General features: G+C 66.9%; 29 protein-coding genes and 1 tRNA gene. 18 read left to right on the top strand and 12 right to left on the bottom strand.

The genetic code is table 11. The annotated features are described in order from the left end of the window. Positions 1-3: 3 nt before the first annotated feature. Genes QUE68_RS04945 through QUE68_RS04925 form a run of 5 tightly spaced genes read right to left on the bottom strand, consistent with a single transcriptional unit; the run spans position 4 to position 5,334 of the window. Positions 4-1,092: an ABC transporter ATP-binding protein gene (locus QUE68_RS04945; protein ID WP_284224869.1), complete on the bottom strand. Its 1,089-nt coding sequence runs from the start codon at positions 1,090-1,092 to the stop codon at positions 4-6. A 29-nt stretch (positions 1,093-1,121) separates the two neighbouring features. Beyond that, positions 1,122-1,991: a carbohydrate ABC transporter permease gene (locus QUE68_RS04940; RefSeq protein ID WP_284224868.1), complete on the bottom strand. Its 870-nt coding sequence runs from the start codon at positions 1,989-1,991 to the stop codon at positions 1,122-1,124. Positions 1,992-1,994: 3 nt separating this feature from the next. Next, on the bottom strand, positions 1,995-2,969 hold the full coding sequence (locus QUE68_RS04935; protein ID WP_284224867.1) for a carbohydrate ABC transporter permease: 975 nt from the start codon (positions 2,967-2,969) through the stop codon (positions 1,995-1,997). Then, positions 2,969-4,339 (bottom strand): ABC transporter substrate-binding protein, encoded by a 1,371-nt coding sequence (locus tag QUE68_RS04930; RefSeq protein WP_454786341.1) that lies wholly within the window; start codon positions 4,337-4,339, stop codon positions 2,969-2,971. Before QUE68_RS04930 ends, QUE68_RS04935 begins: the two co-directional genes overlap by 1 nt. Before the next feature lie 20 nt (positions 4,340-4,359). Beyond that, positions 4,360-5,334, bottom strand: coding sequence for a sugar-binding transcriptional regulator (locus tag QUE68_RS04925; protein WP_284224865.1), 975 nt, complete (start codon positions 5,332-5,334; stop codon positions 4,360-4,362). 203 nt (positions 5,335-5,537) lie between these two features. On the opposite strand from QUE68_RS04925, the gene QUE68_RS04920 reads away from it, so the two are divergent. The 10 genes from QUE68_RS04920 to QUE68_RS04875 all read left to right on the top strand — a co-directional run bounded on the left by QUE68_RS04920 (position 5,538) and on the right by QUE68_RS04875 (position 14,709). Then, positions 5,538-6,956 (top strand): mannitol dehydrogenase family protein, encoded by a 1,419-nt coding sequence (locus QUE68_RS04920; RefSeq protein ID WP_286275218.1) that lies wholly within the window; start codon positions 5,538-5,540, stop codon positions 6,954-6,956. Continuing rightward, positions 6,953-7,885: a carbohydrate kinase family protein gene (locus QUE68_RS04915; protein WP_286275217.1), complete on the top strand. Its 933-nt coding sequence runs from the start codon at positions 6,953-6,955 to the stop codon at positions 7,883-7,885. Before QUE68_RS04920 ends, QUE68_RS04915 begins: the two co-directional genes overlap by 4 nt. A 21-nt stretch (positions 7,886-7,906) precedes the next feature. Beyond that, positions 7,907-8,794, top strand: coding sequence for a non-homologous end joining protein Ku (gene ku, locus QUE68_RS04910; RefSeq protein WP_286275216.1), 888 nt, complete (start codon positions 7,907-7,909; stop codon positions 8,792-8,794). A gap of 8 nt (positions 8,795-8,802) precedes the next feature. Next, positions 8,803-9,831, top strand: a complete 1,029-nt coding sequence (locus tag QUE68_RS04905; protein WP_286275215.1) for a DUF2330 domain-containing protein — start codon at positions 8,803-8,805, stop codon at positions 9,829-9,831. Positions 9,832-9,895: 64 nt separating this feature from the next. Further along, complete coding sequence (locus QUE68_RS04900; RefSeq protein WP_284224857.1) at positions 9,896-10,687, top strand: SDR family oxidoreductase; 792 nt, start codon at positions 9,896-9,898, stop codon at positions 10,685-10,687. A gap of 13 nt (positions 10,688-10,700) precedes the next feature. Then, positions 10,701-11,777 (top strand): NAD(P)H-dependent amine dehydrogenase family protein, encoded by a 1,077-nt coding sequence (locus QUE68_RS04895; RefSeq protein ID WP_284232836.1) that lies wholly within the window; start codon positions 10,701-10,703, stop codon positions 11,775-11,777. A 29-nt stretch (positions 11,778-11,806) separates the two neighbouring features. Beyond that, positions 11,807-12,085 (top strand): hypothetical protein, encoded by a 279-nt coding sequence (locus QUE68_RS04890; protein ID WP_284224855.1) that lies wholly within the window; start codon positions 11,807-11,809, stop codon positions 12,083-12,085. Positions 12,086-12,105: 20 nt separating this feature from the next. Further along, on the top strand, positions 12,106-12,333 hold the full coding sequence (locus QUE68_RS04885) for a hypothetical protein (protein WP_284232835.1): 228 nt from the start codon (positions 12,106-12,108) through the stop codon (positions 12,331-12,333). Positions 12,334-12,462: 129 nt separating this feature from the next. Then, positions 12,463-13,647, top strand: coding sequence for an Nramp family divalent metal transporter (locus QUE68_RS04880; protein WP_286275743.1), 1,185 nt, complete (start codon positions 12,463-12,465; stop codon positions 13,645-13,647). Further along, positions 13,648-14,709, top strand: coding sequence for a poly-gamma-glutamate hydrolase family protein (locus QUE68_RS04875; protein ID WP_286275214.1), 1,062 nt, complete (start codon positions 13,648-13,650; stop codon positions 14,707-14,709). Here the strand turns inward: QUE68_RS04875 and QUE68_RS04870 are convergent. From QUE68_RS04870 to QUE68_RS04860, 3 genes are all read right to left on the bottom strand, one after another. Beyond that, complete coding sequence (locus tag QUE68_RS04870) at positions 14,695-15,120, bottom strand: STAS domain-containing protein (RefSeq protein ID WP_286275213.1); 426 nt, start codon at positions 15,118-15,120, stop codon at positions 14,695-14,697. The two genes, QUE68_RS04875 and QUE68_RS04870, sit on opposite strands and share 15 nt — an antisense overlap. A gap of 134 nt (positions 15,121-15,254) precedes the next feature. After that, positions 15,255-16,598: an APC family permease gene (locus tag QUE68_RS04865; protein WP_286275212.1), complete on the bottom strand. Its 1,344-nt coding sequence runs from the start codon at positions 16,596-16,598 to the stop codon at positions 15,255-15,257. Between the two features lie 20 nt (positions 16,599-16,618). Next, on the bottom strand, positions 16,619-18,325 hold the full coding sequence (locus tag QUE68_RS04860; protein WP_455012804.1) for an amidohydrolase: 1,707 nt from the start codon (positions 18,323-18,325) through the stop codon (positions 16,619-16,621). Between the two features lie 175 nt (positions 18,326-18,500). Between QUE68_RS04860 and QUE68_RS04855 the strand changes: the two genes are divergently transcribed. The 3 genes from QUE68_RS04855 (at position 18,501) to QUE68_RS04845 (ending at position 20,639) form a co-directional block, all read left to right on the top strand. Beyond that, entirely contained in the window at positions 18,501-19,253 is a 753-nt protein-coding gene (locus QUE68_RS04855; RefSeq protein ID WP_455012802.1) for a DUF1365 domain-containing protein, read from the top strand. 94 nt (positions 19,254-19,347) lie between these two features. Continuing rightward, positions 19,348-19,929, top strand: a complete 582-nt coding sequence (locus tag QUE68_RS04850; protein ID WP_284224848.1) for a sigma-70 family RNA polymerase sigma factor — start codon at positions 19,348-19,350, stop codon at positions 19,927-19,929. Beyond that, positions 19,926-20,639: an anti-sigma factor gene (locus tag QUE68_RS04845; protein ID WP_284232832.1), complete on the top strand. Its 714-nt coding sequence runs from the start codon at positions 19,926-19,928 to the stop codon at positions 20,637-20,639. The genes QUE68_RS04850 and QUE68_RS04845 overlap by 4 nt, the downstream gene beginning before the upstream one ends. A gap of 1 nt (position 20,640) precedes the next feature. Here the strand turns inward: QUE68_RS04845 and QUE68_RS04840 are convergent, their stop codons facing one another. Then, positions 20,641-21,756, bottom strand: a complete 1,116-nt coding sequence (locus tag QUE68_RS04840) for a glutamate--cysteine ligase (protein ID WP_284234678.1) — start codon at positions 21,754-21,756, stop codon at positions 20,641-20,643. Positions 21,757-21,893: 137 nt separating this feature from the next. Between QUE68_RS04840 and QUE68_RS04835 the strand changes: the two genes are divergently transcribed. Continuing rightward, positions 21,894-22,715: an LLM class F420-dependent oxidoreductase gene (locus QUE68_RS04835; RefSeq protein WP_284224845.1), complete on the top strand. Its 822-nt coding sequence runs from the start codon at positions 21,894-21,896 to the stop codon at positions 22,713-22,715. Positions 22,716-22,728: 13 nt separating this feature from the next. On the opposite strand, the gene QUE68_RS04830 is transcribed toward QUE68_RS04835, so the two are convergent. Continuing rightward, on the bottom strand, positions 22,729-22,905 hold the full coding sequence (locus QUE68_RS04830) for a CsbD family protein (protein WP_284224844.1): 177 nt from the start codon (positions 22,903-22,905) through the stop codon (positions 22,729-22,731). A 74-nt stretch (positions 22,906-22,979) separates the two neighbouring features. Here QUE68_RS04830 and QUE68_RS04825 point away from each other — a divergent pair. After that, a tRNA-Arg gene (locus QUE68_RS04825) sits at positions 22,980-23,055 on the top strand. Positions 23,056-23,092: 37 nt separating this feature from the next. Here QUE68_RS04825 and QUE68_RS04820 read toward each other — a convergent pair. Further along, positions 23,093-23,299 carry a hypothetical protein gene (locus tag QUE68_RS04820; RefSeq protein WP_284234750.1) on the bottom strand — a complete coding sequence of 69 codons (207 nt, stop codon included), beginning with the start codon at positions 23,297-23,299 and terminating at the stop codon, positions 23,093-23,095. A gap of 62 nt (positions 23,300-23,361) precedes the next feature. Here QUE68_RS04820 and QUE68_RS04815 point away from each other — a divergent pair, with 62 nt between their 5' ends. Beyond that, on the top strand, positions 23,362-23,619 hold the full coding sequence (locus tag QUE68_RS04815) for an alcohol dehydrogenase catalytic domain-containing protein (protein ID WP_284224842.1): 258 nt from the start codon (positions 23,362-23,364) through the stop codon (positions 23,617-23,619). A 25-nt stretch (positions 23,620-23,644) separates the two neighbouring features. Continuing rightward, a complete protein-coding gene (locus QUE68_RS04810) occupies positions 23,645-24,055 on the top strand; it encodes a zinc-binding dehydrogenase (RefSeq protein WP_284224840.1) in 411 nt (136 codons plus the stop codon). Positions 24,056-24,075: 20 nt separating this feature from the next. Here QUE68_RS04810 and QUE68_RS04805 read toward each other — a convergent pair whose 3' ends face one another. After that, positions 24,076-24,756: a GAF and ANTAR domain-containing protein gene (locus QUE68_RS04805; protein WP_284224838.1), complete on the bottom strand. Its 681-nt coding sequence runs from the start codon at positions 24,754-24,756 to the stop codon at positions 24,076-24,078. A gap of 201 nt (positions 24,757-24,957) precedes the next feature. Between QUE68_RS04805 and QUE68_RS04800 the strand changes: the two genes are divergently transcribed. After that, complete coding sequence (locus tag QUE68_RS04800; RefSeq protein ID WP_284232831.1) at positions 24,958-26,178, top strand: acetyl-CoA acetyltransferase; 1,221 nt, start codon at positions 24,958-24,960, stop codon at positions 26,176-26,178.

Here is a 26,178-nt window from a genome sequence, read left to right as displayed (position 1 = left end):
ATCTCAGTTGAGACGCTCGCCAGTCTCGGGATGGAACAGGTGCACCGCGCCCTCCGGGTGCCTGTGCAACCGCACCGAGTCGGCCAGCCTGGGCGCCGTGCGTGGGTTGCAGCGCGCCACCAGCTCGACACCGCCGGAGCCCGAACCCGCGTGCGTGTAGACGTAGGCCTCGCTGCCGAGATCCTCGACGAGGTCGACGACGACCTCCACGCCACCGGAATCGGTGACCTCGAGCTGCTCGGGCCGGATCCCCACGGTGACCTCGTCGAGCCCGGCGCCCGAGAGGACCGCGATATCGTCACGCTCGAGCTCGAACACCGAGTCACCCACTTTCACTCCGTCATTGGTGATCGACGCGGTGAACAGGTTCATCGCGGGCGATCCGATGAAGCCAGCGACGAAGGCGTTCGCCGGACGGTCGTAGAGCTCATTGGGCGCGGCGAACTGCTGCAGCTTGCCGAAGCGCAGGACGGCCACGCGGTCACCCATCGTCATCGCCTCGACCTGGTCGTGCGTGACGTAGACGGTGGTGGTGCCGAGTCGGCGTTGCAACGCTGCGATCTGGGTGCGGGTCTGGACGCGCAGTTTGGCGTCGAGGTTGCTCAACGGCTCGTCCATGCAGAACACCTGCGGCTCACGGACGATGGCCCGGCCCATCGCGACGCGCTGACGCTGACCGCCGGACAGCTTGGCGGGCTTGCGATCCAGGTGCTCCGTCAGGTCGAGTACCTTGGCGGCCTCCTCGACCTTCTTGCGCCGTTCCTCGGCCGAGACGCCCCGCAGCTTGAGCGCGAAGCCCATGTTCTCGGCGACGGTCTTGTTCGGATACAGCGCGTAGTTCTGGAACACCATCGCGATGTCCCGGTCTTTGGACGGAATACCCGTCATGTCCTTGCCACCGATCTCGATGGCGCCTTCGTCGATGTCCTCGAGGCCGGCCAACATGCGCAGCGCCGTGCTCTTGCCCGAACCGGACGGGCCCACCAGCACGACGAATTCGCCGTCCTGGATGTCGAGGTTGAGGTTGTCGACCGCGAGCTTGTCCGAACCCTCGTAGATGCAGGAGGCGTTCTTGTAGGTGATCGATGCCATGGTCTTGCTCCTTTGAATCGAGGGGTCGTCTATTTGATTGCGCCGAACGAAAGCCCGCGCACCAGCTTGTTCTGAGCGAACCAACCGCAGAGGATCACGGGAAGTGCGGCCATCGTGGCCGCCGCCGACAGCACGGCCCAGTACTGACCCTCACCGGCGATGAAGCCCACGAGGTAGACGGGCATGGTCTGGGCGTTCACCGCGGTCAGGTTCACCGCGAGGAAGAACTCGTTCCAGGCGAAGATCACGCAGATCAACGCCGTCGCCGCGATACCAGGTGAGACCAATGGGAGGATCACCTCGCGCACCGAGCGCCACAGGCTTGCGCCGTCCAGGCTCGCGGCCTCGAGGAGTTCGCCGGGAACTTCGAGGAAGAACGAGCGCATCATCCAGATCGCGATCGGCAGGTTCATCGAGGTGTAGAGGATGACCAAGGCCCAGATGTTGTCCAGCAGGCCGACATTGGACACGATCACGTACAGCGGCAGGATGGCCGCGACGACCGGCAGCATCTTGGTGCTCATGAAGAAGAACAGCGCATCCGACGTCTTGCGGACCGGGCGCAGCGACAACGCGAACGCGGCGGGCACCCCCAGGATCAGCACCAGCAGCGTCGACATCACGGTCGCGAACACCGAGTTCAACATGGCCGGCCCGATGCCCTGATCGAAGACCGCGCCGTACTGGTCGAGGGTCGGGGTGAAGAACAACGTCGGCGGACTGGTCGCGGCGTCGCTCTCCTGTTTGAACGACGTCAGGACCATCCAGAAGACCGGAAAGAAGAACCCGAGCCCGACGAGCCAGGCGACCACGCCCCAGGGACTGAACTTCTTCGACTTCTTCTTGTGGACGGGTACCGCATCGTCTGTCGCCGTTGTTCTTTCGACTGTAGTCGTCATGATCTAAGCCGCCTCTTCCTTGCCGGAGAATGATTTGAAGATCAACCGAAGCGCGAAGCTGGCGATGATCATCGTGAAGATGACCACGACCACGCCCATGGCGGCGGCCTGGCCCATGTCGAAGCCGAGGAACGCGCGCTGGTAGATGTAGAACGGCAGGTTCGCACTGGCGACGCCAGGTCCGCCCTGCGTCATCATGAAGATGGCGTCGAACGTGTTGACCAGATAGACCGCACCCAACACCACTCCCAACTCGATGAAGCGGCGCAGGTGGGGCAGGGTCAGTTCGCGGAAGAGCTGGAATGCGCTGGCTCCGTCGACCCGGCCCGCCTCGAGTTGGTCGCGAGGCATCGAGGTCAGCCCGGCGAGGATCAGCAGCATCATGAAAGGCGTCCACTGCCAGATCAATTCGACCATCACCATCGCCAGCGGAAACTGACCGATCCAGTCAACCGGGCCGATACCCACCAGGGACAGCACCCAGTTCAGGATGCCGTTGGTGGGATCGAGGATCGTGGTCTTCCAAATCAGGGCGCCCGCAACGGGTGTGATCAGGAACGGCGTGATCAGCAAGGTCCGGACGACCCCGCGGCCGAGGAACGCACGATCGAGCAGTAGTGCGATACCCAGGCCGAGCAACGCCGAGATGAGCACCACACCGACGATCAGGATGACGGTGTTGCCTGCCACGGACCAGAACTGGCTGTCCTTGACCACCGCCACGTAGTTGTTGAGCCCCACGAACTGCCGCGAGCCGGGCCGCACCAGGTTCCAGGACAACGTCGAGTAGTACAGGGTGAACAGGAACGGGACCTGCGTGACCGCGATCATGAAGATCAGCGCGGGTAGCAGTGGCCCGCGCCTGCGCCAGCCCTCGGCGCGGCTCACGCCGGTGTCTTGAGCCTCGCGGATCTTGCGGACCCGCTCGGCTACCGCGGAGTCGGCGGCCTGGGTCCCTGTTTCAGCAGTAAGCGTCATCACTTCTCCTGGTAGGTCTTGCCGACGACCTCGGCGTATTGCTGTGCTTGGTCCAGCGCCTCGTCCACCGAGATCTGCCCGGCGATCGCGGCACTGATCTGCTGACTCACCCGCGTCCCCAGGTCCTGGAACTCCGGGATGCCGACGAACTGGATGCCCGTGTACGGAACCGGTTGCACCGTCGGCTTGTCCGGGGTCGCATTGGTGATCGACTGGAGGGTCAACGGTGCATAGGACTTCGACACGGCCGCATACTCAGGCAGGTCGGTGTACGTGGAGGTTCTGCTACCGGGTGGCACTCGCTCCCAACCGAGCTTCTCCCCGACCAGCTTCATGTAGTCCTTGCTGGTCATCCAGCTGATGAACTTCCAGGCACCGTCGGGGTTCTTCGCGGCCTTGGGGATGCCAAGCGCCCACGTGTAGAGCCAGCCCGAGTTCGGCTTCTCGACGATCGGCGCGGGCAGGTAGCCGATCTTGCCGACGAGATCCGGGTACGTCTTGGGGTCTTCGATCGTCGAGACCGCAGACGTCGCGTCGTACCACATCGCCGTCTGACCCTGACCGAAGAGATTGGCGCATTCCTGGAAACCCGTTGAGGACGCACCCAATTCGCCGGACTCCTTGATGGTGTTGACGTAGAAGTTGACGGCCTCCTTCACCTGGGGGCTGTTGAGTTGGGCGTTCCACTGGTCGTCGAACCAGCGGCCTCCGAAGGTGTTGATGACGGTGTCCAGGGGGGCGAGTACCTCACCCCAGCCCGGCTTGCCGCGCAGACAGATTCCGGCCCGGTCGTCGGTCTTCAACTGCTTGGCCCAGCCGGCGACTTCCTGCCAGGTCGGCTGGTAGCTCGGATCCGGGTTGACCTTGATGCCGGCCTGCTCGAAGAGATCCTTGCGGTACATCAGGAACGACGACTCGCCGTAGAAGGGGACCGAGTACATCTTGCCCTCGTAGGACAGCGACTCCCGCAGCGACGGGATGAAGTCCGCCTCGTCATACCCCGGCGTGTTCTTCGCGTAGTCCGAGAGCGGCAGCAGCCAACCGTCTTTCGCCCACTGCGGGGTCTCGAAGTTGCTGATCATCGCGACGTCGAACTCGCTACCGCCCATGGCGGCCGACATCGTGATCTTGGCCCGCGCCTGATTCTCCGAGAGCGCGATGAACTTGAGCTTGGTGCCGGGGTTCTCCTTCTCGAACTCCGACGACAACTCCTGGGCATCCGTCATCTGCGAGTTGGACACCAAGGCGATGGTCACCTCGTTGTCCGATGCCCCCAGACTCCCCGCGCCCGAACATCCGGCGGTCAACAGCAGACCGACGGCGGCGGTGCCCGCCGAGAGCTTGTGCAGCGCTCTTCGCGTCGCCTTCATCTTCACCTTCACCCCACTCTTCATTGAGCAATCCTGTTCTCTTGAGTCAAAAGCCAACGAGCGCAATCGATGTCACATACGAACAATTTCGCCAGCCCGCCGCGCAGCGCGGCGAGCGTGGCCTGGTGCTTGGCCGGTCCGCTACACACCAGAATCGTCTTCTCGCACTTGCGGATGTCCTCGAGCGGGACTGATACCGCACGGTGCGCGAGCTCGGTGATGACCGGCGCACCGTTTGCGTCGAAGAACCGTCCGCCGATCTCACCCACGGCACCGAGCGACACCAGCTCATCGAGCATCCTCGTGTCGAGGAAGCTGCCCTCGAACAAGGTGGTGGACGTGGTGGTCGACCCGACGCCGAACAGCATGGTGTCGGCCCGTCGGCCGGCCTCCAACGTCCGCGAGATCACCGAGTCGCTGCGCATCGAGACCACTGTCGACGGGTCGGCGTAGAGCGGTGCGGGCAGGCGCATGGCGCTGGCGCGCAACATGTCCGCGCCACGGCTCAGGATGAACTCCATCCCCGTCTGGTACGCGGCGGTGGACATCGCGCCGTCGAGTTGGACCACCACGCGGCAGCTCGCCACCCCGGGTGACAGCGCGGTGACGGCGGCCACCTGCTCCGGCCCCCAGGTGAAGCCCAAGACGTCGTTCTCGGAGAGCCGCCGCATGAGCAGGGCGCCCGCCGCCCGGCCCAGGTGTCCGGTCACGACCGCCTCGGTCAGCCCGAAGCGCTGCTCGAGCAGGCGCTCCTCGTCGGCGTGCAGATCGTCTTTGAGCGTGGGCGGGACGACGACCTCAATGCGGACTAGGCCCTTGGCCTTGGCGCGGGCGATGAGCCGGCCCGCGGTCGGTCGGGACACTCCGAGCTTGCCGGCGATCTCCGCCTGGGTGAGACCGTCGAGGTAGTAGAGCGTGGCCGCGCGCAGCGCCAGGCGGAGATCCTCGGGGGTTGCGCCGCTGGTGGGTGCCGGATCGGCAGCGGAATGTTCCACTCGGCCGTTCGACGTCGATGTCGCCACGAGGATCGGGTCCGCCCTTCCCAGCTCACTGAGCAAACGCTCAGGGGTGCGTGTAGATGTTCAACACGCTAACATCTGAATGTGACGTACACAACATTTTTGATTTTCAAACCCACGCTCGCCCTCGGACTCGATGCCGCCCGCGGGCCGGGTAGCGTCGGGAAAGTGGTGCAGTCATGAAGCTCGACAACGCGTCCCTGCCGCAGATCCCGATTGCGAAGCCGACGTATGACCGGTCCGAGATCACGATCGGCATAGTGCATTTCGGGGTGGGCGGCTTCCACCGAGCTCATCAGGCGATGTACCTCGACCGGCTGCTCGAGAAGGGGTTGGCCAAGGAGTGGGGCATCTGCGGTGTCGGCGTGCTGCCCGGTGACCGCAAGATGGCCGAGGTCATGTCCAACCAGGACGGCCTCTACACGTTGATCGCCGTGAACCCAGACGGCAGCCGTGACGCGCGGGTCATCGGGTCGATCGTCGACTATCACTTCGCGCCGGACGACCCCGAGGTCGTCGTCGAACTGCTCGCCGAGCCCACCACGCGCATTGTGTCGCTGACCATCACCGAGGGCGGCTATTCCATCGACGACGCGGGCCCCGACAGCGTCTTCGGGCTGGTGACCGAGGCCCTGTCGCGCCGAAAGGATCGCGGTCTGCCATCCCCGACCATCGTGTCCTGCGACAACATCGAGGGCAACGGCGACGTCGCCCGAGAGGCGTTCACCGATTACGCGGCGAAGGCGCACCCCGAACTCGTCGACTGGATGAAGGCCAACACCCGCTTCCCCAATTCGATGGTCGACCGCATCACGCCCGCCACGACACCCGACGTGATCGAAAGCCTCGCGAAGGACTTCGGCGTCGAGGACGCGTGGCCCGTGGCCGCCGAACCGTTCACCGCCTGGGTGTTGGAGGACGACTTCTCAGACGGCCGCCCGCCCTACGAAGACGTCGACGTGTTGTTGGTCGACGACGTCATGCCCTACGAGTTGATGAAGCTGCGACTGCTCAACGCCGGCCACCAGTGCCTGTGCTACTTCGCCTATTTGGCCGGTTACCGCCTGGTGCACGACGCCGCGCAGGACCCGCTGTTCGCCGAGTTCCTTCGCGAGTACTGGGATGCGGAGGCAACGCCGACGCTGCTGCCCGTACCCGGGTTCGACATGCCGGAATTCAAGGGTGCGGCGATCGAGCGCTTCGCCAACCCTGGAGTACGCGACACCATCGTGCGGCTCTGCTATGGGTCGTCGGATCGCATCCCGAAGTGGCTGCTACCGGTGATCCGCGAGAACCTCCGCAGCGGCGGACCCATTCGGCTGTCGGCGGCCACCGTCGCGAGCTGGGCCCGGTACGCCGAGGGCGTCGACGAGCAGGGTGAACCCATCGACGTGCAGGACCAGCTCGCCGACTCGCTGGTGCCGATCGCGAAGTCGCAGACGGAGAACCCAAAGGCCTTCATCGAGAACACTTCGCTCTTCGGCGATCTCGCCGAGAACCCGCGGTTCGTCGAGGCCTACCTCTGGGCGCTCGACTCCCTGCACCGCGACGGCGCCCGGGCGACGCTGGAGAAGCTCGTGCACGGGGATGCGCCGTGACGTCCCGCGCTCTGGTCATCGGAGAGGCGTTGATCGACATCGTCGAGCGAGCATCCGGCACGGCGCGTGACGCCGGCAAGACCGAGCACGTCGGCGGCAGCCCGCTCAACGTCGCAGTCGGGCTGGGCAGGCTCGACCGCGGCGTCGACTTCCTGACCCACATCGCCGACGACGAACGTGGACGACGCATCGTCGAGCACGTGGAGGCCTCCGGCGTGCGGCTGGTTCCCGGCAGCATCAGCGCCGCCCGGACGCCGACGGCCGCCGCGACGATCGACGAGAATGGTTCGGCCACATACACGTTCGACATCGATTGGCAGCTGACGGGCACCCCCGAGGTGCCACCCCCGCTGATCGTCCACACCGGTTCGATCGCCGGGTTCCTCGGCCCCGGGTGTCTGGCGACGGCCGCCCTGGTCGAGGCGTACCGGTTGGCCGCCACCATCACCTACGACCCGAACGTGCGACCCGCCCTGATCGTCGACCGCCAGCAGGCGCTGGACCGGATCGACCGGCTCATCGAGAAGGCCGACGTCGTCAAGGTAAGCGACGAGGATCTGCACTGGATCGATCCGACCCGAACGCCCGAGCAGATCGCCAGGGCCTGGCAGGAATTGGGCCCGGCGGTCGTTGCGGTGACGATGGGTGGCAACGGTGCCTTCGCCACGTGCGCCGCGGGCATGGTGCACGTCGACGCGCAACCGGTCGAGGTGGTCGACACCGTCGGAGCGGGCGACTCCTTCATGACGGGGTTGATCGACGCCCTCTGGTCGTCGAACCTTCTCGGCGGTGACCAGCGGGCGGCCTTGGGTCGCATCGACGTCGACACCCTGACGGAGGTGTTGGCCGCCGCGGCGCACGCATCTGCGGTGACGGTCTCACGGGCGGGAGCCGACCTGCCCGACCGCGCCGCTCTTCAGCTGGGGTGAGGCCGTGAGCCATACTGGGTCATGCGTTCCATCTGGAAGGGATCGATCGCCTTCGGCCTGGTGAACGTGCCAGTCAAGGTCTACGGCGCGACCGAAGACCAGGACATCAAGTTTCATCAGGTGCATGCGAAGGACAATGGCCGCATCCGCTACAAGCGGGTGTGCGAGGTGTGCGGTGAGGTCGTCGAGTATCGCGACATCGCGAAGTCGTACGACTCCGAAGATGGTCAGACGGTGATCATCACCGACGAGGACATCGCCACCCTGCCTGAGGAACGCAGCCGCGAGATCGAGGTGGTCGAGTTCGTTCCCGCCGATCAGATCGACCCGCTGATGTACGACAAGAGCTACTTCCTGGAGCCTGATTCCAAGTCGTCGAAGTCCTACGTGCTGCTGGCGGAGACCCTCGCCAAGACCGATCGCGTCGCGATCGTGCACTTCGCGCTGCGCAGCAAGACGCGGCTTGCGGCATTGCGGGTCAAGGACTTTGGCAAGCGCGAGGTGATGATCGTGCACACCCTGCTGTGGCCCGACGAGATCCGTGATCCCGACTTCCCCGAGCTGGACAAGAAGGTCGACATCAAGCCCGCCGAGCTGAAGATGGCGGGCCAGGTGGTCGAGTCGATGACCGACGACTTCCACCCCGAGTCGTTCACCGACGACTACCGCGTCGAGATGATGGAGTTGATCCAGGCCAAGATCGCCGGTGGCGAGGCGTTCGCGGTCGAGGAGCAGCCCGCCGCGGATCTAGACGAGACCGACGACGTCTCGGACCTGCTGGCCAAGCTCGAGGCCAGTGTGAAGGCGCGCCAGGAGGCACCCGCCAAGAAGGCGGCTGCCAAGGAGGCCCCGGCAAAGAAGGCTGCGGCAAAGAAGGCCCCGGCAAAGAAGGCTGCGACCAAGAAGTAGGTGGCGCGATGCGATCGATCGCCGCACTCATGGCCGCCGCGGTCGTCCTGAGCGTGACCGCCGCGCCGGCCTCGGCATGCGCCTGCGGTGGGTTCGTCAGCAGTGACGCCAACGCTTCCCCGGGTGACGAGCTGGCGCTCATCCACTGGGACGGTCGGGTGGAGACGCTGATCATGCAGCTCGGGTTGGAGTCGAATGCCGACGACGCGGCGCTGGTCGTGCCGACGCCGACGCCTGCCGTGGCGGCCAGCGCGAGTCCCGCACTGTTCGAAGAACTTCGGGCCATGACTGCCCCGCGAGTGGAGCACACCTGGCAGTGGTGGCCCGATACGGGAGGCGGCGACGACACCGCCGGGGCACGCGGTGGCCCAGGCGCGCCGACGGCGTTGGCGCAGGTCCAGCTCGGACCGATCGAGGCCACCACGCTGACGGGCGGTGACCTCGACGGGCTGACGTCGTGGCTGACCGAACACGGTTACGTCATGCGCTCCGAGATGCTGGCGTCCCTCGCTCCGTACACGCGCGAGGGGTGGTCGTTCGTCGCGATGCGGTTGACCAGTCCGCAACCGCTCGACGGCGCACTGGACCCCGTGAAGCTGACGTTCGACGCCGATCGTCTGGTGTATCCGATGCGGATGTCGGCGGCCGCTCGCGATGCCGAGCGGGTGCGGCTGTACGCGGTGTCCGAGCACCGGCTGCAACGCACCGATCCCGATGCCGCGGGGCAGTACACCGACTACCCCTTCGCCGGCTGGGTGAGGACGGCCTCCGACGCCGACCTTGCCGAGATGATCGGTGGCAGCGCCTTTCTCACCGAGATGTCCGTCGACGTCTACGACCCGTCGCGCATCACGTCCGACTTCACCTTCGAGCGGGCGCCGCAAGACACCGAATACCGGGCGGTGGTGCACGAGACGACCGATGTGTCGGGGTACGTCGTGCTCGCCGGTGTCGCGCTGATCGTGATCGCCATCGTGCTCCTTGCGGTGCTACTGCTGTGGCGCCGTCGGCGGGTGGCGCGCCCACTTCTGCAGTAGTGCAGAACTCCCCGATCACTGAACTCACACGAAAGTAGAACGTGTTCTAGTAACGTGGGCGAACGTGATCCTCGACAGATTCAGGCTGGACGACCAGGTTGCCGTCGTCACCGGAGCGGGCCGCGGACTCGGCGCCGCCATGGCGCTGGCGTTCGCCGAAGCGGGCGCTGACGTGCTGATTGCCGCGCGCACGCAGTCGCAACTCGACGACGTCGCCGAACAGATTCGCGCCACCGGGCGCCGGGCGCACGTCGTGGTGGCCGACCTGGCGCATCCGGAGGAGACCGCCAAGCTCGCCGACGCAGCCGTGGAAGCGTTCGGCAAACTAGACATCGTCGTCAACAACGTCGGCGGCACCATGCCCAGCCCGCTCCTCGACACCTCGACGAAGGCCCTTCGCGACGCCTTCACGTTCAATGTGGCCACCGCCCACGCTCTGACCGCCGCGGCGGTCCCGTTGATGCTGCAGCACTCCGGCGGCGGCAGCATCATCAACATCACCTCGACGATGGGCCGCGTCGCCGGTCGCGGGTTCGCCGCCTACGGCACCGCCAAGGCCGCCCTCGCGCACTACACCCGGCTGTCCGCCCTCGATCTCGCGCCGCGAATCCGGGTCAACGCCATCGCGCCCGGTTCGATCCTGACCTCCGCACTGGAGATCCTGGCCACCAACGACGAGATCCGGACACCGATGGAGCAGGCCACGCCCATGCGACGGCTGGGCGACCCGCTCGACATCGCCGCGGCCGCGGTCTATCTCGCCTCACCCGCCGGCAGCTACCTCACCGGCAAGACCCTCGAGGTCGACGGCGGCATCACGTTCCCGAACCTCGACCTTCCAATCCCCGACCTGTGAAGGAAAGCCACGCATGACGATCAGAGTCGCCGCAATCGGCACGGGCAACGTCGGCAAGCACGCCCTGACCCAGCTGATCCGCGATCCCCGCTTCGAGCTGACCGGGGTGTGGGTGTCGTCGGAGGCGAAGGCGGGCAAGGACGCCGCCGAGCTCGCCGGCCTCGACGAGCCGACCGGGGTGACCGCCACCACCGACCTCGAGGCCATTCTCGCTGCCCGACCCGAGTGCGTGGTCTACACCGCGATGGCCGACAACCGATTGGTCGAGGCCCTCGAGGACTACCGGCGCATCCTCGCCGCGGGTGTCAACGTGGTGGCCAGCGCCGCGGTGTTCCTCCAATACCCTTGGGGCACACTGCCCGACGAGATGCTCGCGCCCATTGCGGAAGCGGCGGAGGCGGGTAAGGCCAGCATCTTCGTCAACGGTATCGACCCGGGATTCGCCAACGACCTGCTGCCCATGGCACTCGCGGGTACGTGTCAGAGCATCGAGCAGATCCGCTGCATGGAGATCATCAACTACGACACCTACGACAGCGCCACCGTCATGTTCGACGTGATGGGCTTCGGCAAGCCGCTCGACGAGACCCCGATGCTGCTGCAGCCCGGCGTGCTGAGCCTCGCGTGGGGATCGGTGGTCCGACAGCTCGCCGCCGGCCTCGGCGTCACCCTCGACGAAGTCGTCGAGACCCACGTCCGCGAGCCGGCGCCGGAGGACTTCGACATCGCCTCCGGACACATCGCGAGGGGCACGACGGCAGCGCTGCGCTTCGAGGTGCGGGGCATGGTCGACGGCAAACCCGTCGTGGTGCTCGAGCACGTCACCCGGATCCGCGACGACCTCTGTCCGGACTGGCCGCAACCCGCGCAGCACGGCGGCTCTTACCGCATCGAGATCACCGGCGAGCCGTCGTACGCGCTGGACCTCTGCCTCAGCAGCGCCCTCGGCGACCACAACCACGCAGGGCTGGTGGCGACCGCGGCCCGCGTCGTCAACGCCATTCCCGAGGTGGTGGCCGCAGCACCGGGGATCCGTACCACGCTCGATCTGCCGTTGGTCACCGGAAAAGGGCTGTACGCTGCTGATTGACTGTCAGTCGCCGTGACGAAGGATGTGCCATGCGGATGCGATATCTCCTCGGTGTGATCGCTTCGGCAGGCGCCGCCGCGGCGGTCGTCGTCGCACCCGTTGCGTCGGCGGACCCCACCGAGATCTCCAATCAGCCGGTCTGTACCTCCGTCGGCGGCGGCGGGTCCACCGGCACCGGCATTACCCAGTGCCAGACGCCGGGGAACGTCCAGATCTCCGCCGAGGCACCCGACGTGCCCGCCTACGTCTATCCGTGGGACGACGAGTTCTACGGGTCCGCCCTGATCATCGGCGGCGGGTACCGGTAACCGGCCCCGAGGAGGCTCCAGTGCGTTACCTACCAACGACTTTCGCGGCTTTCGCAGCCACGGGGGTGGCGGGCGCATTGCTCTTGGCCCCCGCCGCGGGCGCGGCACCGCAGTGCACCCAGACCGGCCCGACGACGACGCAGTGCGAGACTCCCGGACACTCGCAGATCACGACGTCTCCCCCGGCGATGAACGGCAACGCATGGTGGCCGTACGGCGGCGGTTTCATCGTCGGCTTCCCCTGGTAGGGACCGCGACACGTCCTCAGCTGGTCCGCGCGCGAGGTTTCGGCTAACCTAACTTCTTTATTCGCTCCGCCAAATGAAGAGGTTGACGTGTCGATCGCGGTGAAGGTGCCGCAGCGGGCCATCGTGACGATGCTCGGCCCTGCGTTCGTCGCGGCCATCGCCTACGTCGACCCCGGCAACGTCGCGGCGAACGTCAGCGCGGGCGCGCAGTACGGCTTCCTGCTGGTGTGGGTCATCCTCACCGCCAACGTCATGGCTGGCCTGGTGCAATACCTGTCGGCCAAGCTCGGACTCGTCACGGGGCGAACCCTGCCCGAGGCGGTTGCGGACAACTCTCGCACCGGCACCCGGGTCGCCTACTGGGTGCAGGCCGAATTAGTGGCGATGGCAACAGATCTCGCGGAAGTGGTGGGCGGCGCCATCGCGCTGTACCTCCTGTTCGACCTGCCGCTCCTGGTCGGGGGGGCCATCACCGGTTTCGTCTCCCTGCTCCTGCTGGCCCTGCAGAACCGGCGCGGCCAGCGGGTGTTCGAACGGGTCATCACCGGCCTGCTCGTCGTCATCGCGGTCGGCTTCCTCACCAGCCTGTTCGTTCAGCCGCCCTCGGCCAACGAGGTGATCGGGGGACTGGTGCCGCGCTTCGACGGCCCGGAGAGCATCCTGCTCGCGACGGCGATGTTGGGCGCGACCGTCATGCCGCACGCCGTATACCTACACTCCGGGCTCGCGCGCGATCGCCACGGCCAGCCCCAGGCCGGTGCTCCGCGCCGCCGGCTGCTTAGAGCCACTCGTTACGACGTCGGCCTCGCCATGTTGGTCGCGGGTGCGGTGAACCTCGCGATGCTCCTCGTCGCCGCGACCAATTTGCAGGGCATGGAGAACACCGACTCCATCGAGGGTGCGTACACCGCCGTGCAGAGCACACTCGGCCACACCGTCGCACTGTTCTTCGCCATCGGCCTACTGGCGTCCGGGCTCGCCTCGACATCGGTGGGCGCCTACGCGGGCGCGATGATCATGCAGGGCCTCCTGCGCAGGTCCTACCCGCTGCTGCTCCGGCGGCTGGTGACCCTGATCCCCGCCCTCGTCGTGCTGGCGATCGGGGTCGATCCCAGCCGCGCACTGGTGCTGTCGCAGGTGGTGCTGTCATTCGGCATCCCGTTCGCGTTGATCCCATTGGTCCGCCTCACCAGCAATCGCGAGCTGATGGACGGCGCCGCGAACCATCGCGTAACCACCTTCCTGGGCTGGACGGTGGCCGGGGTCATTAGTGTTCTCAACGTGGTCCTCATCTACCTGACGGTGACCGGCTGAATGCAGTCCTACTTCGCGTACGGGTCCAACCTGAACGTGACGCAGATGGCGCGACGCTGCCCCGACGCCACCGACCCCCGGCCGGCCACCCTCGCCGACCACGACTGGCTGATCAACGAACGCGGCGTGGCGACCGTGGAGCCCCTCGGCGGCGCCGAGGTGCACGGCGTCCTGTGGCATATCAGCGATCACGACCTGGAGGTCCTCGACAGCGCCGAGGGCGTACCCGTGCGCTACCGCCGCGACCGGATGACGGTGCAGACCGACGACGGTCCGGCCGAGGCATGGGTCTACGTCGATCACCGCGTGGAACCGGGAGCGCCTCGTCCGGGCTACCTGGAGCGGATCATCGACGGCGCGAGTCACCACGGTCTGCCCCAGCGGTGGGTGGATTATCTAGTGCGATGGGATCCGATCAATTGGCCCCGACGCCTCGAACCGACTGATCTGCCTGCCCCACAATCCCTTTCGGAGCTGCTCGGAGATCCCGACGTGGTGGAGTCCAGCACGCTGCGTTCGCGCTTCGGCTTCCTCGCCATCCACGGCGGCGGGCTGGAGAAGATGACCGACGTGATCGCCGAGCGTTGCGCGCTGGCCGCCGACGCGTCGGTGTACGTCGTGCGTCATCCCGACCACTACCCGCACCACCTGTCCTCGTCGGCCTACCGCGCCGGTGAGTCGACGCGTCTCGACGCCTTCCTCGACCACGTCGACGTCGTCGTCTCGCTGCACGGTTACGGTCGCATCGGCCGCACGATGCAACTACTGGCCGGGGGCGGGAACCGGACGCTGGCCGCCCACCTCGCCGAGCACGTGTCGGTACCTGGTTACGAGGTGATCACCGATCTCGACGCGATCCCCCGCGAGTTGCGCGGACTGCACCGCGACAATCCCGTGAACCGCCCCCGTGGGGGTGGGGCCCAACTCGAACTGACGCCCAGGGTGCGTGGGACCAGTCCGCGCAGCGGGCCCGTGGGCGATGACGGACTCTGCGCCCCCACGTCCGCCCTGGTCGCCGGACTGACGTCGGCGGCGAAGGCGTGGCGGTCAGCCGACGACTGAGACTGGCGGCGAATCCGCTTGGTGCAGTGCGGCTTCGAGGTTCTCCGCCTGCGGCAGGTCCTCGGTACCGCACAGCCGCATGACCCGCCCGACCGCATGGCCGGCGACCAGTCGCCAGGTCATGCCGCCCCTCGTACAGCAGCTGTCGACCCGATGCAGGACCGCTAGTGCCGAGGCGGCGAAGAAGTCGACCGCACTGGTGTCGACGACGAAGTTCTCCGCGATCGCAGCGTGGCGCTCGAGGTAGTCGGCCAGCCGCCCGCAATTGGCGGCGTCGACCTCCCCGCGTACGAATACGACGAGGGTGTCGTGGCTGCGTCTAGCCTCGGCGCTCGCCGCGCCCCACTGTTCGTGGACGCCGACGGACGTCGGGTCAGGGCGATAGAGGCGGCGTGTGCCGACGGGTGTCATCGTGACCCCCTGAGCTCGAGGAGCGAATAAAAGGGGCGCCGTGTCCTCGACGTAGGGGCAACGTACAACGGATTCCGCAGCCGGTGTCGACATTCGCAAACTGCACGAAAATGCGGTTTCGACGCACGTCGTCGCTACTCCTCCAGAGCCAGTACCGGCGTCGGCCGCTGGAATCCGCGCGTCACCACGAGCAGCCAGACGAAGCCGATTGCCAGCCAGATGAGACCCACCTCTAGCGTCAGCCACGACAGGCTGGTCCACAGCCACACGGTCAGGACGAAACCGATCAGCGGCAGCACCAGGTTGTTGAGGACGTTCTTCTCGCCCTCGTCGATGAAGTAGTGCTTGATGACGGTCAGGTTTACGGCCGAGAAGGCGGTCAGCGCGCCGAAGCTCACGATGGACGCCAGGAAGCCCAGATCGATCCACAGCGCGACGAGCGAGATCACCGATACGACGAGGATGGCGAACGTCGGCGTCGCGAACCGCAGCGACACGTACCCGAACACCTTGCGCGGCATGATGCCGTCGCGCCCCATCGCATACAGGATCCTGGCCACCGAGGCCTGGGAGGTGAGCGCGGAGCCGATGCAGCCCGCGATGTAGGCGGCAGTGAAGAACGTATTGAGGAACTGGCCGCCAGCCGAGGTCATCACGTCCAGGGAGCCGGAGTCGACGTCGGCGAACTGGTTCGACGGGAACACCAACTGGGACACGTACGACAGGCCGAAGAAGATGAGCCCGCACACCACGGTCGCGATCATGATCGCCTTGGGCACGCTGCGCGTGGGGTCCTTCGCCTCCTCGGACATCGTCGAGACCGCATCGAACCCGAGGAACGACAGACACAGGATCGCGGCACCCGCGAAGATCGGGCCCGCCCCGTCGACCGAGCCGTCACCGCTGAACGGCGCCATCAGGTCGACGTTGCCCGTCTTGGTGATGGTCATGAAGGCCATCACCAGGAAGACCACGATGAAGATGATCTGCAACGCGAGCAGCAGGAAGTTGGCCCGCGCCACCGAGACGATGCCGATGACGTTGAGCACGGTCACCACGACGATCGACACCAGAATCCACACCCAGGCGGGCACGGCCGGCACCGCCGCCTCCATGTAGATGCCGATGACCAGATAGTTCAGCATCGGCAGGAACAGGTAGTCGAGCAGGAGCGACCAGCCGGCCAGGAAGCCGATCGGGGCGCCGAACGTCCGCTGCGTGTACGCGTAGGTCGACCCGGCCACCGGGAACGCGGCCGACATGCGGGCGTAGGACCTGGCGGTGAACACCATCGCGGCGAGCGTCACCAGGTAGGCGACCGACAGTCGGCCACCCGTCAGCTGCGTGACGATGCCGTAGGTGGTGAACACCGTGAGCGGCACCATGTAGACCATGCCGAACAGCACCAGTGCGGGTACGCCCAGCGCTCGTTTGAGGTGACCCTCGATCTCGACTGACGACGTCGTCGACGATGACATGGCTCAACCTTTCCGAATCTCTACTGCTCTGATGAAACGAACGGTCGACCGAGTTCACCTCGGAGGTAGGTGCCCTTGATCCCGATCGCGGGCAGGTCGAGGGCAGGCGTCAGGCGCGGATCGCGGTTCAGCCATACCAGGTCGGCGCTGGCGCCGGGCACCAGACGGCCCCACACCGGTTCGCCGAAGGCCTGCTCGGCGACGCCGGCGGTGTAGGCGCTCAGGGCGCGTTCGATGGTCAAGGTCTCCTCGGGCGTCCAGCCGCCCTCGGGTTCGCCCTCCGGGGTGCGCCGCGAGATCCCGATGGCGATGCCGTCGAGTGGCGCCCCCGACGACACCGGCCAGTCCGAGCCGAGCGCCAGCGGCGCGCCCGACTCGTCGAGGCTGCGCATCCGGTATTGCTGGTCGGCGCGTTCAACGCCGAGCCGCGGGATCGTCAGCACGGTCATCAATGCGTCCATCTGTGCCCACAGCGGTTGCATGCAGGGGATCACCCCGAGCTTGGCGAACCGGGCCAGGTCGGCATCGTCGACCAACTGCACGTGCGCGATGACCGGGCGACGGTCACGCGGGCCGTTGGATTCGATCGCGAACTCGATGGCGTCGAGTGCCTGGCGTACCGCGGCGTCGCCGATGGCGTGGATGTGGATCTGCAGTCCGAGCTCGTCGACGCGGCGGGCGGCCTGGGCCAGGCTGTCGCCCTCCCACACCTGCATGCCGAACGGCTCTCCCGAGTCGCTTCGCTCCTGCCCTCCGGAATGCTCTCCCGAGTCGCTTCGCTCCTGCCCTCCGGAATGAGAGTGCAAGCCCGAGCAGTACGGCGCCAGCAGCGCCCCGGTCTCGTTCTCGACGACGCCGTCGGCGAAGAACTTCACCGTGTGTGCGGTCAGGAACGGCGAGCCGACCTCGTCGACCCGACGTCGCGCGTCCGCGAAATGCGTTACCTGCGAATCGAAGTGGCGAGGATCGGCGTATAGCGCCAGGTTGAACCGGATGCGTAGCGCGCCGCGTCGAGCGGCCTCGACATAGGTGTCGACGTCACCGGGTTCCACCCAGGCGTCCTGCACCCACGTCACGCCCCTCGCCAGGTAGTAGTCGGCGGCCGTACCGAGCGCGGCGATCCGGACGTCCTCGTCGCGCGGTGGCATGACCGCCGTCACCAGGTCGACGGCGCCCCACTCGCGCAAGGTGCCCAGCACCGAGCCGTCGGCCCGGTGTGGAATCTCGCCGAGTACGGGATCAGGGGTGTCCGGTGTGATGCCTGCCCGCTCCAGGGCCACCGAGTTGACCCACATCGTGTGGTAGTCCCAGGCGCGCAGGGCGACCGGGCGGTCGGGTACGGCCTCGTCGAGCCAGCGCGCGTCGAACAGACTGCCTTCGGCCAGGCTGCCGTCGTAGGAAGCGCCGACGATCCATTCCTCGTCGGGATGCGCGTCGGCGTACGTGCGCACCGCCTCGACGATCTCCGCGACCGAGGCGCAGGGACGCACGGCAGGCCCCACGAACTCCAGGCCACCCAGGAGCGGATGGGCGTGGCCGTCGCCGAAGGACGGCATGAGGAAGCCCCCCTCGAGGTCGATCTCGGCGGTCCCGGGACGTTCGGCGACCCTTGCGAGCGCCGCCTCACCGACCGCCGTGATGACGCCATCCTCGACGAGGAGTGCGTCATCCGTCTGCCCAGGGCCGCCTGCCCACACGGTTCCGTTGCGAAACAGGGTCATCGCCACGGTTTGGCACACTACGCGGGGTCGGGCGATGTGCATCCCGAACCGGGGCGAACGCGCCGAACGGGCCCATCCGGGTGACGTTCGGTGACGAATACAGATCGTGGAACGAGAAGACCTCGACGGGCGGACCGTCGCAGTGGTAGAGAGTGTCGTCGCGCCTGCCTGCGCCGAGCGGGTGGTCGGCCTGCCGACAGCCCTCTACCGGACGCGCATCACTCACCTCCGCCGCTCGCCGGTGCACCACTACTTCGAGCAGAGCGGCTACTGCTGGTACGTCGACGTCGACGACCTTCCAGAGCTGCCCTCCTGGCTCCAACCCTTCGCGAGATTCGAAGCCGCCGATCATCTTTCGCCACCGCCGTCAGGTGTGGAGGACACGTTGCGGGCTCGCGTCGACGGCTACCTGGCCGAGCGGGGTATTGAGCTGTCGGGCGGCACCGTGACGGGATTGATGCAGGCCAGGGTGCTCGGCTTTGTCTTCAATCCAGTGACGATCTTCTGGTGTCATGACAATGAGGGCGTACTCCGTCACGTCATCGCCGAGGTGCACAACATCTACGGCGGCCGCCATGCGTACCTGCTGCCGCCAACCGGCGATCAGCCCGCCGCCGTGAAGAAGGCGCTCTACCTGTCCCCGTTCAATGAGGTGGACGGCTACTACCTGGTGCGGGCGCCGCGCCCCGACGCCACGCTGGACCTGACGATCTCGCTGCACCGCGAGAACAAGCCCGCGCTGGTCGCGACCCTCCGGGGGACGCGGATGCGGGCATCCATCGCGAACGTCGCCTGGCTTCAACTGGTCGCGCCGGTCGCACCGTTGATGGGCGCGCTGTGGATTCGCGCCCAGGGCGTCACGCTGTGGGCACGTCGCGTGCCGCTGATTCCGCGCCCGCGCGCGATCGAGCGAGAGACGGTCGATCAACTGTGACGATCGACACGACCGCACACGTCCGTGTTGCCTTCAACGAATCTCATGCTGGCACTTCGCCTTTCGCACAGCGCCCGGCCAGATCGCGATTACCGTGACTACGGTCGCCGTGCCCAGTACACTTCGCGGCGTGACGGCCGACCTCGACGCATTGCTGCGCCGGGTAGCGCAACAGGACGTCGAGGCATTCGCGGAGTTCTATGACCTCACCCGCGCCCGGGCATTCGGGCTGGTCCTTCGAGTGCTCCGCGACCCCGGCTACAGCGAAGAGACCACCCAGGACGTCTACCTGCAGGTATGGCGCAATGCGGCCACCTACAACCCGGCGGCGGGGACCCCCTTGGCCTGGCTGATGACCCTGGCGCATCGCCGTGCGGTGGACCGGGTGCGATCCGAGCAGTCCGCTAGCCAGCGGGAGTCCCGCTATGGAGCGGCGAACGTCGAACTACCGGCCGACCGGGTCGCCGAGGCGGTCATCCAGTTCGACGAGCAGCGGCAAGTCACCGATTGCCTAGCGTCGCTCACCGATTCGCAACGTGAATGCATCCAGCTCGCGTATTACGAAGGCCTGACCTACGTGCAGGTATCGGAGCGATTGTCAGCAAACCTTGCGACCATCAAGTCACGGATGCGAGATGGCATCCGTGGTTTGCGCAAGTGTCTGGGAGTGTCATGACCGAACCAAGCGCCAACGAACTGCTGGTTCTCGCGACGCCGTACGCATTGCACGCGATGCCGCAGTCCGAACTCGACGACATCGAACGACAGCTGGCCAATGCGCCGACGCCCGTGGCGATCGCCTTCGCCGACGAGGTACGGGCGGTGCGCGAGACGATGGCGAAGATGTCTGCCTCGACCGCGCTCGAACCGCCGACCCAGCTGCGTGCGCGCGTGCTGGCAGCCGTCGACGGCGGCAAGGTGATCGAGATGCGTCCGCAGTCGACCCGCTGGCGCACCGCAGCGGTAGCCGCTGCCGCCGCAGTGGCCATTGGCCTCGGCGCCGTCGGTGTCGGGATTGCGGTACGACCCGAGCCGAAGCCTACGGCGGCAGAGCGGATCTTCGCCGCCCCGGACGTGCGGACGGTGTCGGGCGCCATTCCGACCGGCGGGACGGCGACCGTGGTGTTCTCGCGCGAGCGCAACGAGGCCGTGTTGGTGATGAACAACGTCGCGCCACCCAAGCCCGGCACCGTGTACCAGATGTGGCTCGTGGACGCGAAGGGCCCGGAGTCGGCGGGCACGATGGACGCTGGCGCAGTGGCACCCTCGACCACGGCCGTGTTGCCGGACCTACATGGATCGACCGCTTTGGCGTTCACCGTCGAGCCCAGCGGCGGTTCCTCGTCGCCGACCACACCGGCCTTCGCCGAGCTTCCGCTGGTCTGACTCAGACGCCCGCCGCGGTGGCCGCCGCCGAGGCGTCGACGACGTCCGATACGTCCTGGCGCTGCTGCCAGGCCCGGCGCTGTCGCGTGGCGCCATTGCCCTCGGCGAGCACCCGCGACATCTCGGCCCGCACCATGTCGTCGTCGCCCAACTCCTGCAGAGCGGGTCGCACGTGGTCGACGAAGCCGTTCAAGAGTGTTGCGGCCGAACGCTTCTCGCATCCATCCGCGAGGTCGATCAACTCACCCTCGAGTCCGTAGCGGGCCGCCGTCCAGTACGCCGACCGCAGCGCATGCGGATGCGGGTTCGGCACGGGCGTGCCGCGTTCCTCGTCGTCGAGCACCGTCATCACCAGCGCCCTGACGAGGGTGGCGAACAGTACGGTCTCGGCGACCGTGGCGGGGACGTCGCCGACCCTGACCTCCACCGTCGGATAGTTGGCCGACGGGCGGACGTCCCAATAGACCATGCCGTCGTCGAGCATCGCGCCCGTCTGCAGCATCATCTGCACGGTGGCGTCGTACTCCTCGGCTGAGGCGAAGCAGGGTGGCGGACCAGCGCTCGGCCATCGCGCCCACAGCACGCTGCGCCAGCTGGCGTGGCCGCTGTCGGCGTTGCGGTAAACCGCCGAGTTGGCGGTCAGTGCGAGCAGCAGCGGCAGCCAGGGGCGCAACCGGTTGGCGACCTGGACGGCCCGCTCACGATCGGCCACCGCGACGTGGACGTGACATCCCGAGATGCCTTGTTCGTGGGCGATCATCCCGAACCTCTCGGCGATCGCGTGGTAGCGCGGTTTGTCGGTGACGGGGAAGTGGTGCGGCAGGGTGGGCGGTAGGCCCACGGCGAGCAGCCGCGCGCCGGCGTCGGCCGCGGCATCAGCGGCCACCCGGCGCAGCCTGGTGAGATCTCTTCGCAGGTCTTCGCTGGAGCTCGCGATGTCAGACGTCGTCTCCACCTGACAGCTGGTCAGCTCGAGTTCGAGCTCGACACCGCGGCGGGAAGCATGTTCCGCCACCGCGGCGTTGAGGGCGACGGGCTCACCGGCGCGCGGATCGACGAGGAGGAATTCCTCCTCCACCCCGAACGTCGGGGGCGCTGGAGTGTCGACCCGACCCATCGGACTGTTCACAATGGGCTGGATCAGGGTGCCGCTCCTTATGCTCGGACGACGTACCCACGCCGCTCGAGACCCCAGTTGCCCGGCCTCCGATGGGCCCAAACCTGCGCCATCGAAGCGATACCTAAGCTGAGGCGATGGCGCGCGAATTTCGCTTCGGGTTTGGTCTGCATGCGGCTCAGCGACTAGCTGCGGTTCAGGACTGGGCTCGGCGGGCCGAGGACATGGGCTACGACGTCCTACACGTACCGGACCACCTCGGTGCGCCCGCGCCGTTCCCGACGTTGATGGCTGCGGCGATGGCCACCGAGACGTTGCACTTCGGCACGTTCGTGCTCAACGCCGGGTTCTACAAGCCCGCACTCCTCGCCCGTGACGTCACCGCCGTGCGGGACCTCAGTGGCGGCCGCCTGGAGCTCGGGCTCGGCACCGGCTACGTCAAGGCCGAGTTCGACGCCGCCGAGATTCCGTTCCCGACCGCCGGGCAGCGAGTCGACCATCTTCGCCATGTCGTCGAGTACCTCGGTGAGCACGCTGCCGACGTCCCGATCATGATCGCGGGCAATGGCGACCGTCTGTTGACGATCGCTGCGCAGCGCGCGGACATCATCGGGCTGACCGGAGGCGATCCGGCCGACGACGGCGGCGACCCGTTGGCTGAACGAATTGCGTTCGTGCGCAACGCAGCTCCGGAGCGCTTCGCGGACTTGGAGCTGAACATCTCGGTCACCGCCATGCCGATCGACGACTCCGGGGTTCCCGACCTGTCGATCACGCGACGGTATCTGACCGAACTGAGCGACGAGCAGTTGCTGCGGACGCCAGGGGTGCTGTCGGGTTCGACGAACGAGATCGCCGACGAGATCCGCCGCTACCGCGAGACGTACGGCGTGACCTACATCATCGTGCAGCAACCGCACGCAGAGGCGTTCGCGAAGGTGATCGCCGAGCTGAAGTGACTGGGCCCGCGGGTCAGCGGCCGCGGAAGGCGTCCTTCAGTCGCTCGCCCGACATCTTCACGCGGGCCTTGACCTGATCGACCTTGCCCTCGTTGCGCAGCCTCGGGTTGCCCGTGATCTCGCCAACGTTCTCCTTGACCCGCCCGGTCAGGCGGTCAACGGTGTGCTTGGCCTTCTTGGAAGCAGTCATGATCTTGGATAGCCACCGAGCGACCTCGGGAAACGCGAAGTCGACCGTGACTTCGGTATGCTGCGATCCGGTCCGCCCCCGTAGCTCAGGGGATAGAGCACGGCTCTCCTAAAGCCGGTGTCGCATGTTCGAATCATGCCGGGGGCACCACGTTCGCATTCTCCACGAGTGTGCGGACGGCGAGGGTTCACCCGCCCGAGCGTTGCGGGGTGGTGAGCAAGCCAGCCCGCGCCGCCGCCAGGGCGACGTTCGCAGCATGCTGGATCAGTTGCTCGTTGATGGGGTCGCCGGTGGTGACCAGGCGGTAGAAGAGCGGCGCCCGGAACGACGAGGTACCGGTTCCCGAGCCCGGACCGGGCGAGGTGCTCGTCCGCGTTCGCGCGGTGGGCCTCAATCCCCCCGACTGGTATCTGCGAGACGGGTACCGGGCGCACCCCGAGTTGCGTCCGTCCGCCGGTGTCGTTGCCCGTGATTCCGGGATCGGACGTATCCGGTGTCGTCGAGGCCGTCGCCGACGACGTGGTCGGCTTCGCGGTCGGCGACGAGGTGTTCGGCATGCTCCGCTTTCCCAGCTTCGGCGACGGCGCCGCCTACGCGGAGTACGTCACCGCGCCGGCAGCCGGTCCGTCACCGGCCGACACCACTGAGCGGCAAGAGCGTGCTCGTCAATGGCGCCGCGGGCGGCGTCGGGCACATCGCAGTCCAGCTCGCTAAATGGCAAGGCGCACAGGTGATTGCCGTGGCATCGGGCGGACACGAGGCCATGCTCTGCGACCTTGGGGCAGACGACTTCATCGACTACACCGAGCAACGCCCCGAGGAGTCCGTGCGCGACCTCGACCTCGTCCTGGACACGATCGGCGGCCCCGACACCGGCCGCTTCCTCCCCACGCTTCGACGCGGCGGCGCGCTGTTCCCCGTGTTCCCCGGCTTCGCCGACGCCGAACGGGCCGCGACGCTGGGCGTCACGGTGTCGATGACCCAGGTCCGCTCCAACGGCACCCAACTCGAGGAGCTGGGACGCCTGATGGAGGCCGGCATCCTGCGCGTCGCCATCGACAGCACGTTCCCGCTCGCCGAGGCCCGCGCCGCCCACGAACGCGCCGCCGAGGGACACATTCGGGGCAAGATCGTGCTCGTGGTCCCATGAGTGGCGCACGGGGCGCGCCGTCAGTCCCCGCGGGTGTCGATGACGCGCTGCGCCACGTCGATCAACTTGACGTTGGAATCCTGCGACAGCTGACGCAGCATCGCAAACGCGCGCACATCGTCGATCTTGAACCGTTCCATGATGATGCCCTTGGCCTGCCCGATCCGATCCCGCGTGGACAACGCCGACTGCAACTGCTCGCCCTCGCGGCTGGCCAGGATCGCCGCCGCGGCATGCGCCGCCAGGATCATCCCGATCGACTCCGCCTCGCTGTCCCACAACCCGGGCTCGAACCCGAACAGGTTCAGGGCCCCCGCGGTGCGGTCGGCGGTGTACAGCTTGAACGACAGCGCCGAGAGCACCCCCAACTTGACGACCTCCGGTGCGTACTTCGGAAACCGCGGCTCGTCACGGAAGTCATCGGTACGCACCACGATCTCATCGAGCGCCGCCTCCACACAGGGGCCCTCACCGAAGCGCATCTGCAACTCGTCGAGCTTGTACATCAGGTCACCGGTCGGGGCCAACGTCTCGAAGGTGCTGGCCTTGCCGACCAGCAGCACACCGGCCTCGTCGACCCCGGGAATCAACTCCTTCGCCGCCGTGGTGACGTCGGCAAGAACGTCGTCGACCTTCCGCAGCGCGATCACGCGCGAGAGCTCCGCCATGCGGAGCGCGAGATCGTGGTTCTGCACCTTCATGACAGCATCTTGCCCCCTGCGGGTACCTACAAGCACGTTTGTGACTCCTGAGGACGGGAAATGCCGAGTTACAGGTGTGCTCGGTTGTCGACAGCCGAGCAAACCTAGATCCCGCCGGTTCAGCTACGAGCCGGCGGGATCGCTGGTTCCAGGATACAAACCATTCCCCAGTCACTCTGTTAGTTGTAGTATCGTCCCACCATGCAAGGCAGCGACGTGTGGATCCTCGGCGGCCACCAGAGCGACTTCGCGCGCAACCTCACCCGGGAGGGTGTCGACTTCGCCGGCCTCACCGCCGAGGTCGTGACGGGCACGCTGCAGGCCGCCAGGATCGACGCAGCCGACATCGGCGTCGTGCACGTCGGCAATGCCTTCGGCGAGCTGTTCGCCGGTCAGGGGCATCTGGGCGCCATGCCCGCGACCGTCGTGGACGGCTTGTGGGACACCCCGTCGTCGCGCCACGAGGCCGCCTGCGCCTCCGGCAGCATCGCGGTGCTCGCGGCGATCGCCGATCTACGGTCCGGTGCCTACGACACGGCGCTCGTCGTCGGCGTCGAGCTAGAGAAGACCGTGCCCGGTGACATCGCCGCCCAACACCTCGGCGCCGCCGCCTGGATCGGCCACGAGGGCCGCGACGCGACGTTCATGTGGCCGTACATGTTCTCCGAGGTCGCCGATGAGTACGACCGCCGCTACGGTCTCGACGAGAGCCATCTGCGGGCCATCGCCACGGTGAACCTCTCCAACGCCCGGCGCAACCCGAACGCGCAGACACGCGAGTGGGCGGTGCCCGCGCCGCTCACCGACGACGACGTCCAGAATCCCATCGTCGAGGGCCGCATCCGTCGGTTCGACTGCAGCCAGATGACCGACGGCGGGGCGGGCGTCGTGCTCGTCACCGACGACTACCTGCGCGATCATCCCGAGGCAAAACCCGTGGCCCGGATCGAGGGGTGGGGACACCGCACGGTCGGCCTCGGCATGCGGCAGAAGTTGAACCATTCGGCCGACGGGCCCTATGTCATGCCGCACGTCCGCGGCGCCGTCCTCGACGCGTTCGACCGGGCCCGGGTCACGCTCGACGACCTCGACGGCATCGAGGTGCACGACTGCTTCACCCCCAGCGAGTACCTCGCCATCGACCACATCGGGCTGACGGATCCCGGCGAATCGTGGAAGGCCATCGAGAACGGCGAGATCGAGATCGGCGGACGGCTGCCCGTCAACCCCAGCGGCGGTCTGATCGGCGGCGGCCATCCCGTCGGCGCCTCGGGGGTGCGCATGCTCCTCGACGCCGCCAAACAGGTCAGCGGCACCGCGGGCGACTATCAGGTAGATGGCGCACGCACTTTCGGAACGCTCAACTTCGGTGGCAGTACGGCCACCACGGTCAGCTTCGTCGTCAGCACTGCAAGGGAGTAG

Source organism: Mycolicibacterium sp. TUM20985, from assembly GCF_030295745.1.
In the GTDB taxonomy this organism is placed as follows: Bacteria; Actinomycetota; Actinomycetes; order Mycobacteriales; family Mycobacteriaceae; genus Mycobacterium.
The sequence above is the reverse complement of the archived record's forward strand: the minus strand, read 5'-3'. Positions and strand labels throughout refer to the sequence as shown.